General features: G+C 51.5%; 11 protein-coding genes. 3 read left to right on the top strand and 8 right to left on the bottom strand.

The features are described from left to right. Positions 1–281: 281 nt before the first annotated feature. Positions 282–1,331: a DNA-binding protein gene (locus tag K8B83_RS03370; RefSeq protein WP_140907661.1), complete on the bottom strand. Its 1,050-nt coding sequence runs from the start codon at positions 1,329–1,331 to the stop codon at positions 282–284. 205 nt (positions 1,332–1,536) lie between these two features. Here K8B83_RS03370 and K8B83_RS03365 point away from each other — a divergent pair, with 205 nt between their 5' ends. From K8B83_RS03365 to K8B83_RS03355, 3 genes are all read left to right on the top strand, one after another. After that, positions 1,537–2,550, top strand: coding sequence for a tyrosine-type recombinase/integrase (locus K8B83_RS03365; RefSeq protein WP_188740402.1), 1,014 nt, complete (start codon positions 1,537–1,539; stop codon positions 2,548–2,550). Between the two features lie 26 nt (positions 2,551–2,576). Then, on the top strand, positions 2,577–3,332 hold the full coding sequence (locus K8B83_RS03360) for a helix-turn-helix domain-containing protein (RefSeq protein ID WP_050991421.1): 756 nt from the start codon (positions 2,577–2,579) through the stop codon (positions 3,330–3,332). A 74-nt stretch (positions 3,333–3,406) separates the two neighbouring features. Continuing rightward, on the top strand, positions 3,407–4,267 hold the full coding sequence (locus K8B83_RS03355) for a sterol desaturase family protein (RefSeq protein ID WP_188740401.1): 861 nt from the start codon (positions 3,407–3,409) through the stop codon (positions 4,265–4,267). A gap of 66 nt (positions 4,268–4,333) precedes the next feature. On the opposite strand, the gene lspA is transcribed toward K8B83_RS03355, so the two are convergent. The 7 genes from lspA to K8B83_RS03320 form a co-directional block, all read right to left on the bottom strand. Next, a complete protein-coding gene (gene lspA / locus K8B83_RS03350) occupies positions 4,334–4,870 on the bottom strand; it encodes a signal peptidase II (protein ID WP_140907663.1) in 537 nt (178 codons plus the stop codon). A gap of 4 nt (positions 4,871–4,874) precedes the next feature. Continuing rightward, the gene (locus K8B83_RS03345) at positions 4,875–5,195 is read right to left on the bottom strand and encodes a P-II family nitrogen regulator (RefSeq protein WP_188740400.1); all 321 of its coding nucleotides are present in this window, start codon (positions 5,193–5,195) and stop codon (positions 4,875–4,877) included. Positions 5,196–5,272: 77 nt separating this feature from the next. Further along, positions 5,273–8,413: an efflux RND transporter permease subunit gene (locus K8B83_RS03340; protein WP_188740399.1), complete on the bottom strand. Its 3,141-nt coding sequence runs from the start codon at positions 8,411–8,413 to the stop codon at positions 5,273–5,275. An 83-nt stretch (positions 8,414–8,496) separates the two neighbouring features. Then, positions 8,497–9,438, bottom strand: a complete 942-nt coding sequence (locus tag K8B83_RS03335) for an efflux RND transporter periplasmic adaptor subunit (RefSeq protein WP_188740398.1) — start codon at positions 9,436–9,438, stop codon at positions 8,497–8,499. Further along, positions 9,435–10,775: a TolC family protein gene (locus K8B83_RS03330; RefSeq protein WP_188740397.1), complete on the bottom strand. Its 1,341-nt coding sequence runs from the start codon at positions 10,773–10,775 to the stop codon at positions 9,435–9,437. Before K8B83_RS03330 ends, K8B83_RS03335 begins: the two co-directional genes overlap by 4 nt. An 83-nt stretch (positions 10,776–10,858) precedes the next feature. Next, a complete protein-coding gene (locus K8B83_RS03325) occupies positions 10,859–11,206 on the bottom strand; it encodes a hypothetical protein (RefSeq protein ID WP_188740396.1) in 348 nt (115 codons plus the stop codon). A 191-nt stretch (positions 11,207–11,397) separates the two neighbouring features. Beyond that, the gene (locus tag K8B83_RS03320) at positions 11,398–12,297 is read right to left on the bottom strand and encodes a cation transporter (RefSeq protein ID WP_011711494.1); all 900 of its coding nucleotides are present in this window, start codon (positions 12,295–12,297) and stop codon (positions 11,398–11,400) included. Between the last annotated feature and the right edge of the window lie 60 nt (positions 12,298–12,357).

Raw genomic sequence — 12,357 nt, 5'->3', positions numbered from 1 at the left:
TAACCGTAGGTTTTCGTTTGATAGCCGTTAATCCCTGTATTTGAGGTTCGGCTGCATTCGGCCGGTAAAAGCGTTGAAATTAGCCACAAAACCTATAACACATTGATAATATGTAGGAATATCAATATTCTTTTTCCACCTGACGTTTGTCGAATCGATGCTTCTCCTTGGCCTGCAGGGTCTTGTGGAAGAACCGACAAATTTGCCAAGTTTGCTCGTTTAGGGGCTGGCAACGATTTCTGCATTTGCAGCCAGACGATCAAAACACATCCATTAAATCGTTATAGCGAACTTTGAAGCTGTTTAAACTGCCCTTGGATCACTGCTTTTTCCTGAAGAATCACCTTATTCTCATCGGTCAGAAATGCCACTTTATCCTGGGCGGTTTTCAGTTCGGCTTTGGTGGTCTCCAGTGCGTGGGATAACACGGCCACTTGCTTATCGACATCTGCTTTCTGAGTGGTGAGCGCGGCCATGTTTTCCGACAATTGCTCATTTTTATGCTGGTATTCCCGGCACCTTGTCACGGCTTCTTCATACTCGTGTTCCTGGTTCTGGATATCTTCCATCTTTGCGTTCAAGTCGCTATTTAGCGCCGCATTGGCCCGTTTTAATTCATCGGCATTTCGTTGTAACTGCGCGTTGATGTCGAATAGCTCGGACGCTCTCGACTCAGTCTGTGCGAGCCGGTGTTGCAGATCCTGAATCTGATCATTTAACCCCTGGTTAACTATACGGAACTGTTCGCGCTCCTGCTGGCGGTCTTCGGCAGTGCGCTGCTGGTAATGTTCGAAATGATCGCGGATATCCCGGTTTTCCTGCTTGAGTTCGGCAACGCTTTCTTTCAATTCAGTGGTTCGTGCAAGAGCTTCATCCCGCTGGGACTCGGCTTTGGCCAGGCCGACACGGGCGTCTTCCAGGGACTTGTCTTGCTGGCTTTTTTTCTCAATAACACGTGATAGTTGGTTGTTCAGATCCTGTTGGCGAGCGGTAAGCTGCGCGATAGTGTTGCGGGCCTCGGTCAGTTCTTTTCGGAGTTCATCATTCGAAACCTTGAATTCGTCGCGAGCCTGTTCGATCCGATGGTCGCCCATCTGCTGCACCCGCTCATACAGGGACTTTACCACTTCGACGAGGTCGTTCGGTAGTCCACTGACATCGGCCGCCGCCCCATTGTCTAACCGCCAGCGTTTGAGCAACGGCGCGATGGTGCTTTTGCTGCCGGTGCCCAGGTGCTCGCGCACCCGGTCCACCGTGGGTTCCTGGCCGTGCGTGCTAATGGCTTCGGCGGCTTTGACAATATCGTGATAAGTGACTCCGGCACGGGCCATGGCAGGTTCCTCTCAGATTATTTGGTAATGTATTACGTAACACGTAATATAACATTATCTTTACTGTTTTCTAGGCTGCTTGAATATCAATTATTAACCAACGATAATCACACTTATCGTAGGTTAATGGATCTTGACGTAAATTTTCGACTTGTAACGCCGGTACATAGCCGCCTTTTGAGCGACATCGAAGGAAATCCTATTCATGAACAACAAACCGCCAAAACCGGCTAGCAACTTGCCATTACGTAATGAGGAATCGACCCTGATTGAACGTCAGGAAGCCGAATCATTGCGGCACTACCTCCAGGCAGCGACGTCCGACAACACGCGCAAAGCCTACCGCTCGGCCATTCGCCAATTTGAAAAATGGGGTGGTCGCCTGCCCTCGGATCGGGATACTGTCGTGCGTTACCTGCTGGCCAGAGCCGAATCGCTCAACCCCCGGACCTTGGATCTGCACCTGACCGCCATTAGCCAATGGCACCATTACCAAGGGCTCATCGATCCGGTAAGTGATCCGTTGGTCCGCAAAACCATGGAAGGCGTTCGTCGTACTCAAGGCCAACCCAAACGCAAAGCCAAGGCATTACGTTTGGAGCACATTGCCCAGATGGTGAATCACTTGCGGCAACTGCCTGACACCAAAAAGAAACAGCGGGATATCGCGCTGGTGTTGACCGGCTTTTTTGGCGCCTTTCGTCGTAGCGAATTGGTGGCCATTCAAATCGGTGATCTGGTGTGGGAACCAGAAGGACTTCTCATCCGGCTGTCTCGTTCCAAGACCGATCAACAAGCCATGGGCTTAGTGCGAGCATTACCTTTCGGTGCACCAGGCTGCTGTCCTGCTATGGCCATGAAGAACTGGATAGAATTGGCTGATATCAATGAAGGTCCGGTTTTTCGTCCCGTTAACCGTTGGGATAAGGTTCAACCCAAAGCACTGAATCCCGGTGACATTAATCAATTACTCAAGACTCTGGGCAACGCCTGTCAGTTCGATTTCGTGCCGGACTTGAGCAGCCATAGCTTTCGGCGTGGCCTCTCTACATCGGCAGCGAGGGAAAAAATCGACTTTGAGTTTATTAAGAAACAAGGCGGCTGGAAGAGCGACGCTACCGTATGGGAGTACATCGAAGAAGGACAGCAATTCACCAATAATGCCTCATTTATCCTCCTAGAAAAGTTGCAAGCGCTTATAGACAGTCAACTACAATGAAAAGCTGCCTTTGTAGAGATAGGGTAATGATCACAACAAATACTTTAGTGAACCCATGGCGCGGCTCAGTAGCGATAACACCAGGTATCGGTGCGTTCCTCGGCGAGTCAGGAGACAATAAGCCCCATAAACATTGGGCGCATCAAATCGCGATCGGTTTAGATGCAAACGTTGAAGTCATTTCCAGCGAAACACGGCACAAAGAAAAGGGGTTATGGATACCGGCTGGAGTTACTCATCAATTGATAATGGCCGAGGTACTGTGTATTTATATCGATCCAACCCATGATATTTGCAAAGCCTTGCTGCCTCACATAAAAAATCCGTTGATGCAACCCATTGGGACACTCCGTGAGGAATTCAATACGGCGTGTTTATCTCGCTTTACTGCCACGGAAAACCTTTCATTCGAACTGGAGGCTTTCGAGCGTCACTACCGGCACGATCAAACATCTGATCCAAAGAGCAGATTGAGCCACATTTTAAAAGCATTACATGCCGAAGCCATGGATGGGCGATCAATCTCTAGAGCCGAGTTGGCAAAGAAAGTTCGTCTTTCCCCAAGTCGTTTTTCCCACTGGTTTTCCGAAAGCACCGGCTTACCTTTACGCAGCTATAAAAAGTGGTTAAAACTATTAACGGGGTTTGAGTTATCACGCCAAATGTCACTCACTGATGCGGCAATTGCATCGGGATTTTCCGATCAGGCCCATTTCTGCCGGTCTGTTACCGAGGCTTTTGGTGTTTCCCCGGCAGTTATTCAACGGCTTTTGTCAGAATAAACAGCACTTTCGTTCAATGTGGCTACGTGTAAACATGAGATGCTGAACACTCTCAATCAGCGAGGAGTGTTAAAATGATTCGTAGCATAACGTGGTTGGTTAGGCTCCTGTATTTGCCGTTGTTTTTGCTCGTCGGAAATGGCGTCGCTATCTATCTTGTTGCCGAGGGTTACAACCAAGGTTGGCTGGTATTTTTGATCTTGGTATTTATAGGAATTTCCTTCGCCACCGAAAAACTGACACCCTATGATCGTGCGTTTAATGAACCGCAACAAGATCAGCGACGCGATCTGCTTCACGCCTTTATGAACGAGTCACTTAATGTTATTGGCGTTGCTGTACTCCCGTTATTTGGTGGCTTGCTGGTCTTGGCACCGATATGGCCTTCCGGGTGGCCGCTGGCTTTCCAGTTACTTTTGGCGATCCTCATTTCTGATGTTGGCATCACCCTGGCGCATTTTGCCAGTCATCGCCTCTCTTCACTGTGGCGCCTTCATGCCGTTCATCACAGCGTAAAACGGCTATACGGTTTTAATGGTCTTATGAAACATCCATTGCATCAATTGATAGAAACCGTCGCAGGAACGACACCATTGCTCTTTGTAGGAGTGCCACAAAATGTCCTGATGTTGTTGGTGGTTGCAGAAGTGCTTCAGTTACTATTGCAGCACTCGAACGTGGCGTATTTTACTGGACCGCTGAGGAGGGTTCTCGCAATCAACGCGGTGCATCGTTTCCACCACTTAAATACGGCAGAAGAAGGCGATGTGAACTTCGGGCTTTTTACCACCTTGACGGATCGCTTGTTGGGAACGGCTTATTTTGACTCTGAACGAACGATCTGTACTAAAGATCTTGGTATCGCTTCAACGCCGAATTATCCAGCTGACTATTGGCAACAGTTGATGCAGCCTTTTCGACGGGACAAGACATGAGGTTATTTAGTAATTGATAAATCCGAGAACACGCTCCACATGCCACAGCGGGAGCGTGTTCTCCACTTACCTCATTCCTTTGTTGTTTTCATGGTCGCTGTTATCGCCTTCATCATGAACTTGATGATTCCTACTACCTATGGTACTCACAATAAAAATACATACCCCTATGAATATCGCTGTATCAGCCAGATTGAATGCTGGCCAATGAGAATAGCTCCAGTGAAAATCAAGAAAGTCCACTACCGATCCACGCCATACACGATCAACCAGGTTGCCCAATGCACCACCAAGCAGCATCGAATAGCTCGCCGCTTCAAGCCGGGTTGGACGCCGCCGCATTGTCCAAACCAACCAAACCGATACGCCAGAGGCTAATGCAATAAAGAAATAGCGTTGCCAGCCACCAGCATCAGCTAGCAAGCTGAATGCAGCCCCAGGATTCATCATGTGTACGATATTAAGAATTGAGTTAATCTCCACGCGCTCACCGTACTCTATCGTACGCTCAACGGCATACTTACTCGCCTGGTCCATCAGTAATATCAAACCGGAAAGACACAGCCAACCACAAAAGGTGTTTGTCGGGTTAGAGTTCGCCATGAAGTTAATTTTCTTTTCCTCCAATCGGTAGCGCTTGCTCGACAGGGGTGACGTATACCCAACCGGATATGTTGGGTCCGATTTTCCCGGTTTTGCGAATGATGGTCGTCACCTCATCCACCTGATTGTCATCACAGACCAGTGATAATTGGACTTCTGAGATAACCACGCCAGCTTCGGCAGAATAGGCCAACTCCTGCTCGCCTAAGGGCTTTAAAGTCCCCTTGATGTCGAGTAATGATAGGTTTTTGTAGCCTGCGTCACGCAGTGCATCGATGACATCGGCGGATCGAACGTGGTGGATAAAGGCGGTAATTTGTTTCATGTAAATACTCCAAAAAAATTCGCTATTACTGTTAGATGGATCGCGGCAAGGGAATACTTGCCGCGATCCAGCGGGTATTACTCAGCGATCGGTTCGCCATTGTTATCAATCGCTTTTGGCCTTCGCCAAGCCAGTCGATAAAGGCCGGGAAGTACCAATAGAGTGAGTAACGTGGATGAGATAATGCCGCCGATAACCACCGTGGCCAGTGGCCGCTGGACTTCCGCCCCGGTGCTGGTATTGAGTGCCATCGGCAGGAAACCTAATGCGGCCACCAGAGCGACCATCAATATCGGCCGCAATCTCAACATGGCGCCGCCCAGAATCGCCTGCTCGACGGATTCACCGCGATTGAGCTCATCTCGAAAGGCCGACACCATCATGACCCCGGTCAGTACCGATACACCGCATAAAGTAATAAACCCAACACCGGCGGTAATCGAGAGGGGGATGTCCCGTAACCACAAGGCGATAACGCCACCGGTCAGCGCCAGCGGTACGCCACTAAAGACCAATGCCGCATCTTTTGCTGAGCCAAAGGTCATCATCAACAGTGCAAAAATCATCACTAGGGTAACGGGGACAAGCAGGCTTAACCGCTGCGTGGCCGATTGCAGTTGCTCAAAGGTGCCTCCATACTCCAGCCAATAGCCGGGCGGCAATTTCACCTGCTGCGCAACTTTGCCCTGAACTTCAGCCACAAAACCACCCAAATCACGACCGCGAACGTTCGCGCTGACAACCAGTCGCCGCTTGCCGTTTTCGCGAGAGATCTGATTAGGTCCAGGGGCCAGGGTGAGACTAGCCACTTCCCGCAGCGGCACGTAGCCGCCGTCTGGCAGCGGTATCGGCAAACGCTCCAGCGCGCGCAAGTCACCCCTGACGCGCTCGGCTACCCGCACCACTATCGAGAAACGCTGATCGCCCTCAAAGATCAGGCCGGCCTCTTCACCACCCGTGGCGGCGGCGACTACGTCCTGCACATCGGCGACATTCAAGCCATAGCGATACATGGCTGAACGGTCGGCATTAATGGACAGAATAGGTAACCCAGACACCTGCTCGACCTTAACCCCTTCGGCGCCCTTGATACCGTTCAATACCGCCGCGATTTCGCCGCCCGATTTCAGCAGTTGCGTCAAATCGTCGCCAAACACCTTGATCCCGAGATCGGAACGCACACCCGATATTAACTCGTTAAAACGCAGCTGGATCGGCTGACTGATCTCGAAGGCATTACCCGGCAATAATGATAACTTCTCACCGATTTCCTCCAGCAACTGCGCTTTGGTTTTGTCAGGGTCAGGCCATTCACTGTGATCCTTGAGCATGACATAACCATCGGAAATGTTCGGCCCCATGGGGTCACTGGCGACTTCAGCCGTGCCGACGCGCGAGAAGTAGGTTTTGACTTCAGGGATTTCCAGCACCGCTTTTTCCAATTGAAACTGCATATCCAAAGATTGAGTGAGACTGGTACCCGGTATTCGCAGCGCCTGGATGGCAATATCGCCCTCATCCAGATTCGGGATAAATTCCGTACCCATCCGCGTTGCCAGTGCGCCGACCAAAACCACAAAGATCAGGGCCGCAGACAATACGAGTACGCGAAATTTGAGTGCCCACGCCAAAACCGGGGCGTAAAACCGTTTGGAATGGCGAACAATGAAATTGTCCTTCTCCTCAATATGCCCCGTCATAAACAGCGCCACGGCGGCAGGCACAAAGGTAAGTGACAGCACCAGCGCAGACAGCAAGGCCATGATTACCGCCATGGCCATGGGCGTAAACATTTTGCCTTCCACGCCGGTCAGCGCCAGGATGGGTAAGTTCACCAGAATCACTACCAATACGCTGATCAAACTCGGTGTAAATACCTCGCGGGTGGCCGCAAACACCGTTTGAAAACGTTCGTCCAGCTTTAAGGTGCGCCCAAGGTGGTGCTGACGTCCGGCCAGGCGCAAAATGCAGTTTTCGACAATGATCACCGCGCCATCCACAATCAAGCCAAAATCGAGTGCGCCCAAACTCATCAGATTGGCACTGACCTTGGTTTGCACCATGCCTGTCATCAACATCAACATTGACAAAGGGATCACCATTGCGGTGAGCAAGGCCGCCCGCACGTTGCCCAGCATGACCAGGAGCACGACAACAACCAATATCGCGCCTTCCGCCAGGTTGGCCTGTACCGTGGCAATGGTTTTATCGACCAGTACCGTACGGTTATAAACCGGCTCAGCAATCACGCCTTCAGGCAGCGTTTTATTGATCTCCAGCAACTTGGCCGACACCGCCTGGGAAACCGTCCGGCTATTACCGCCCAACAGCATGACGGCGGTACCCAATACTGTCTCCTCACCATCGAGCGTCGCAGCACCGGTGCGCAATTCCTTGCCGAATCCCACCTCGGCCACGTCAGCCACGGTAATAGGTAAGCCGTCACGACGGGCGACGATGATTTTTTCGATCGCCGGGATGTCAGCTACCTGTCCGGGTGCGCGGATCAAATATTGCTCGCCATTTTTTTCAATATATCCGGCACCGATGTTGGCGTTGTTTTTCTCCAATGCCGCCACCAGATCGTCGAAGCTGAGCTGGTAGGCCAGCAGCTTTGCAGGCTCAGGGGTGATGTGGAACTGCTTTTCAAAGCCGCCAATGGTATTGACTTCGGTAACACCTGGAACCAGACGCAACTGGGGACGGATCACCCAATCCTGCAAGGTGCGTAAGGCCGTTGCATCATAGGGCTCACCGTTTTCTTGCAAGGCGCCCGGTTTTGCATGCACCGCATAGTGAAAGATTTCACCGAGACCTGTGGCAACGGGTCCCATAACCGGTTCGATCCCCGAAGGCATCTCGCTTTTCGCCTGCTGTAATCGTTCGTTGATCAGGTTGCGGGCGAAATAGATGTCCGTGCCTTTTTCAAACACCACGGTCACCTGAGACAGGGCGTAGCGTGACAGCGAACGGGTGCTCTCCACATAGGGCAACCCAGTGATGGCCAGTTCTACCAGGTAGGTAATGCGTTGCTCCACTTCCAGTGGTGAATAACCTGGGGCTTCCGTATTGATTTGCACCTGGACATTGGTGATATCGGGTACCGCGTCAATGGGCAGCTGCTGATAGTTCCAGACACCCAGGGCCCCAATTACCAGCACCAGAAACATCACCAGCCAGCGGCGCGCGATGGAAAATTGAATGAGTTTATCGATCATGGTGAACTCCTATTGTGGGTTCATATGACCGGTTAAAGCCGTGTAGGTGGTTCGACGTCGTAAATGGTGCCAAGAATACTGTTTTAGTGTCCATGTTCAGCATCCTCCTTGCCCAGCTCCGATTTCAGAGTAAAGCTGTTTTTGCTGACATACACTTCATCTGCGGACAGACCTGCCACCACTTCGCTTAGCTCACCGTCGGTTCGCCCCAAAGTCACTGTACGTGGTTCAAAACCTTCCTCACCCCGAACAAAAACGACAGGGTTATCCTCGACGATTTGCAAGGCTTCGTTGCGGATCACCATTGGAGCGGCTATTTCTGCGCGGGTGATTTGCGCGTTGACAAAGAGACCGGGTTTCCAAATGCCATTCGGGTTGTCGATCAAAGCGCGCGCCATAATGGCCTGATTACCAGCTTGGCCAAGCGGCGCAATATAGATGATTTTTCCCTCTGCGATTTGGGTCGAATCGAGACTGAGAATGCGAACCCGCTGGCCTAATTCAACCTGGGCAACATCCTTGGGAAAAATCGACAGCTCTACCCAAACCGTTGAGAAATCCTGTACTACCAACAACGGGATATCCGTAGTGTGCTCGCCAGCGTTTGCATTACGCTGGGTAACGGCACCATTGAGTGCGGATACTATCGAATAGGTTTTCAGACTTTCATTCGCTTCCACAGTCACCAGGGGTTCGCCTTTGCGAACCGGATCACCAACACTTTTTTTAACTTCCCGAATAACGCCGTCGAAGCGTGCCGTTACCGACTGTACACGCTCTGCGTTGGTGGCGACGACGCCATATACTGGCAAAACATCGCGGATGGTGCCCGAGGTAACGGTTGCCAGCGTAATGCCGGCATGTTTTATCTGCTCCTGGGTCAGCTCGACGTGGCCTTCTTCACCGTGCTCTTCCTCTTCTCCGTGACCCGTCTCGGCGAAAGTTTGTCCAGACAACAGGGTGATCGCAAAGCAACACGTAATTAGACGGATAAATGATTTTTTTAACTGGGTATTTGATTTCATTGTGGGGTTCCTGAAAATGTGTTGTCTTCGCCATACTGTGTCAAGGCCAAGGGCTCTGCTGTTAGCTGCTCAATTTCTGCACCATAGGTTAAGGCGGCTGCGGCCGCTTCGATCTGGGTGCGCCTGGCGCTCAATAATTCCTGCCGCGCGCTGACATAGTCGAGATACCCGTAGCGACCGCGTTGATAGGCCGCCTGAGTTTCTACCAGGGCCTGCTCAAGGGCGGGAATGATGGCGGTGCGCAGTGCCTCTACCGCGACAATGGCTTGTTTGCGGTTGTGAAAAGCCCGGAACAGTTGCGTGTGTAGATCCAGCAGCATTACATCGCGCTCTGCCAACACCTGATTTTTTTCGGCCAACGCGGTCGAAACGGCGCCGACATTTCGCTTGCCGGAAAACAACGGCATGCTGAAACCCGCTACCAACGCGGTGTCATCGGTTTCCTGCAAGCGACGAACCCCCACCGACCAACTGATATCGGCACTGGATTGGGTTTGAGCAAGGCGTATTTCTGCTTCTTTGAGGCGGGACTCTGCTGCGAATACTTCTATCGCAGGATTTTTTTCAACTTTGGCGTACAACAGGTCGAATGCCACGTCCTCGCCAAACTGGAATAGATCACCTTCCACTTTGTCAAAGTCCGGTGAGGTTACCCCCCACAGGGCAGACAACGACACTTTCAAATAAGCAAGCCGTTGCTGCTCCGAAAGCAAAGCGAGCTTCGCTTGCTCGGCAGCGGCCTGTGCCCGTTTGACTTCCGCCTCGGGTGTCGCTCCCGCCGTAGCCCGCTTTTTCACAATGCGTAAGCTCTCGCTCGCCAACTGGGCGGCCTCGCCAGCCAGGGTGACCTGCTCCTGTGCCGCTAGCACATCGACGTAACGGCGGGTGACTTCGCCCAATAAGGCCAAGGATTCCACCTGTCGGCTGGCATTGAGCACCGACCGACTGTGGGAGATTACGCCTTGCCGTGCCGCGCGCTTATCCCCCATTTCGATGACCGAAGACAGCGCAATGGTGAGTTCAGCACCACCTGCGCCGCTGAAGTCCCCAGTGCCCCCGACATTTTCAGCGTCAAATCCCAGCTCATACGCCGGCCTTAACCCGGCTGTTTCGGCCTGCCCTTGAAGGGCTGCGTAGCGGTAGGGAAAAACTTTTAAAGACGGGTTTTGTGACAAGGCGCGCTGCACCGCATTGGTCAGCGTGATCGTTGAGTCCCCAGGCTCGGCGCTAAGCCCCGACGAAGAAATGAAAAATAATAAACTGAACAGAATACATCGGCTTTTGATATTCCTCCGCCCCAAAGCGCCAGAACCCGGCGCAGTACGTATTGATAGCATATGGTAGATCCTACTTATTTAAGATAATTCAAACCGCGCGTTGCAGCGATAACGGCAACACAGAAAAAACTTAATCGGTAAAATCAGGCGATTGGAGGGCGGTACAGCGACGAGGATGGGGCCTCGGGAATGAGGGCTTGATAGTTGTTATGCAACGAATGTTTATGCAAAAAGTTTGAGTGAGTCAGGTTACCGGATAAATAGACATGGCAATGGCAGCCATGGTGATGGCAATGAAACAGATCGTCAGGCGCGGTATTTTGATCTGCAGGATCAATAACGGTCGAGCTATCCAGCATTGCCGATGATGAGCCATCGGAGGAATAAGGGGCTGTATCCGAATAATCAAGGGGATGAACGTCAGCCATAGCTGTCACTGATTGCAGTGCAATCAAGACTAACAGCAGATAAGACAGTGCTTTTCGACTCATAAACCGAATATAACCCCAATGAAATGGAATAGCCTGCGAAGCATACCACCTTTGATTGCGGAGTCAATCAACGATTGTCCCGGCGCCTTTCGTTTACCTGTTATCCGCCTGTCAAAGCGAGCCAGGTCGAGGATCTTTATTGGCGGTGTATCATAAGACGATTGCTTGTTGTTCATATTGTGCCCGGTGTCTCAGGACTTAAGTTGCAAGATGCGGCGCGCGCCATTCAACACAATCAAACCGATGATAAGGCCAATCACCAAGTCTGGATAACGTGAGCCCGTCCAGGCCACCAATCCACCGGCAAGGATCACCCCTAGATTGGCAATCACGTCATTGGCGGAGAAAATCCAGCTGGCTTTCATATGGGCGCCGCTATCCCGGCTTTTGGCAATCAACAGCAGACAGGTCACATTGGCCGCCAGGGCAACAAGCCCGAAGCTCATCATCAAAGTGGAAACCGGTTCACTACCCAATACCAATCGCCTTACCACCTCGCCCAAAGCGCCCAAGGCGAGAATGATCTGAAGCCAACCGGAAAAATGGGCTGCACGCAACTTCATCCGCACACTGTGCCCTACGGCATACAGCGCCACGCCGTAGACGGCGGCATCAGCGAACATATCCAGGGAGTCCGCAATCAAACCAGTGGATTGCGCCCACCAGCCGACAGTGATTTCAATGACAAACATGATGCCATTGATTGCCAGTAGCCACTTGAGAATGCCAGCTTCTCTTTCTGCCTCCTGTTTTGCAGACGCCTGCGCACGGGCGATGGACTCGCTGGCGACGGGCATTGTACTGACAAGTCTCGCGCCCAGACCGACTGATTGCATTCTTTTTTTAATAAGGTCAGCGTTATCACCATGGTAGACACTCACCTTGCGCTTGGGGGTATCGAATTCCAATGTGACTTTAGGATGCACACTGTCCAACGCCATACGGATCATGCCTTCCTCTGAAGGACAGTCCATCTTGGGGACATGATACTCACTAACAAAGCCGCCATGAGAAGCGTCGTGTACTTCGGCAATTTGGGGAGTGTTCTCCGTCGCGTTATTTTGGCAATTGCCACCGCATGTGGTCGTCATAAAAAACCCTTGTTCTATCCAAGGTGGGCAGTTTAAACTCTATAGTTACTATAGAGTCAA

The organism is Shewanella inventionis (assembly GCF_019931735.1).
In the GTDB taxonomy this organism is placed as follows: domain Bacteria; phylum Pseudomonadota; class Gammaproteobacteria; order Enterobacterales; family Shewanellaceae; genus Shewanella; species Shewanella inventionis.
The sequence above is the reverse complement of the archived record's forward strand: the minus strand, read 5'-3'. Positions and strand labels throughout refer to the sequence as shown.

Excerpts from the sequence above, each read along its gene's own strand:
- K8B83_RS03370 (WP_140907661.1), bottom strand. The coding sequence starts at position 1,331 with ATGGCCCGTGCCGGAGTCACTTATCACGATATTGTCAAAGCCGCCGAA.
- K8B83_RS03365 (WP_188740402.1), top strand. The coding sequence starts at position 1,537 with ATGAACAACAAACCGCCAAAACCGGCTAGCAACTTGCCATTACGTAAT.
- K8B83_RS03360 (WP_050991421.1), top strand. The coding sequence starts at position 2,577 with ATGATCACAACAAATACTTTAGTGAACCCATGGCGCGGCTCAGTAGCG.
- K8B83_RS03355 (WP_188740401.1), top strand. The coding sequence starts at position 3,407 with ATGATTCGTAGCATAACGTGGTTGGTTAGGCTCCTGTATTTGCCGTTG.
- lspA (WP_140907663.1), bottom strand. The coding sequence starts at position 4,870 with ATGGCGAACTCTAACCCGACAAACACCTTTTGTGGTTGGCTGTGTCTT.
- K8B83_RS03345 (WP_188740400.1), bottom strand. The coding sequence starts at position 5,195 with ATGAAACAAATTACCGCCTTTATCCACCACGTTCGATCCGCCGATGTC.
- K8B83_RS03340 (WP_188740399.1), bottom strand. The coding sequence starts at position 8,413 with ATGATCGATAAACTCATTCAATTTTCCATCGCGCGCCGCTGGCTGGTG.
- K8B83_RS03335 (WP_188740398.1), bottom strand. The coding sequence starts at position 9,438 with ATGAAATCAAATACCCAGTTAAAAAAATCATTTATCCGTCTAATTACG.
- K8B83_RS03330 (WP_188740397.1), bottom strand. The coding sequence starts at position 10,775 with ATGCTATCAATACGTACTGCGCCGGGTTCTGGCGCTTTGGGGCGGAGG.
- K8B83_RS03325 (WP_188740396.1), bottom strand. The coding sequence starts at position 11,206 with ATGAGTCGAAAAGCACTGTCTTATCTGCTGTTAGTCTTGATTGCACTG.
- K8B83_RS03320 (WP_011711494.1), bottom strand. The coding sequence starts at position 12,297 with ATGACGACCACATGCGGTGGCAATTGCCAAAATAACGCGACGGAGAAC.